We start from the raw sequence: 678 nt of genomic DNA on the forward strand, positions 1-678 counted from the left end.
TTGGCAGAAAGATCGATGCTATCAACGGGCAGATGCAAAACCCAAGTATTCAAGGCGGTTCAGCTTCGGGCCTTGATGTCACGGCCTCAATGGCAACCGCTTTGGGAGCATCAGTTCCTCAGACTCTGGCCGACCATCTGGGGCGCATTCTCAGCCCTCGGGATTTTGGGGCACAATGTAATGGCAAGACAGATGATCATCTGTCGCTATCCATTGCGTTCTCCTATGTCATGGCAACAGGCAGTTCTCTGACATTCCCGTCCGGTCGGTTCTGTATCAATAACGCGCCAATTAATGTGGCGGTCGGGTCGGGCAATATTGTTGATATCAATTTCAACAAGGGGGGCGTGGTGACCACGAACGGATCAGATTTTCTGGTGCTCGACGGATCCAATATCCCCAAGATGTCCGGCTTCAACATTCATGATGGCGTCTTTTTTGATACGGCCGGGAAAGCGAAATTCGTAACTGTCCAGAACGCGAAAGAGTTTTTCGGATATTTCCAGTCCAGCATCCATGACATGTCGGTTCCGAACAAGGATCCACGCGATGCAGGAGCCACGATTGTACAGGCAGGTGCCGGATCATTGTTCTTTGGGCAGAATGTTGGCCATTTCAGTATTTATCGAAATTATGGCTCTTTTTCAGGCAGCTTCGTCGAATTTACCGGGGTCGCCA

1 protein-coding gene is annotated in these 678 nt (G+C 50.4%); it reads left to right on the top strand.

All coding sequences use genetic code 11. The features are described from left to right. Window positions 1–678 (top strand): hypothetical protein (locus tag R5H23_RS16855; RefSeq protein ID WP_317216130.1); only part of this gene is annotated, 678 nt, incomplete at both ends.

Source organism: Gluconobacter sp. GP1, from assembly GCF_032913585.1.
Taxonomy (GTDB): Bacteria; Pseudomonadota; Alphaproteobacteria; order Acetobacterales; family Acetobacteraceae; genus Gluconobacter; species Gluconobacter cerinus.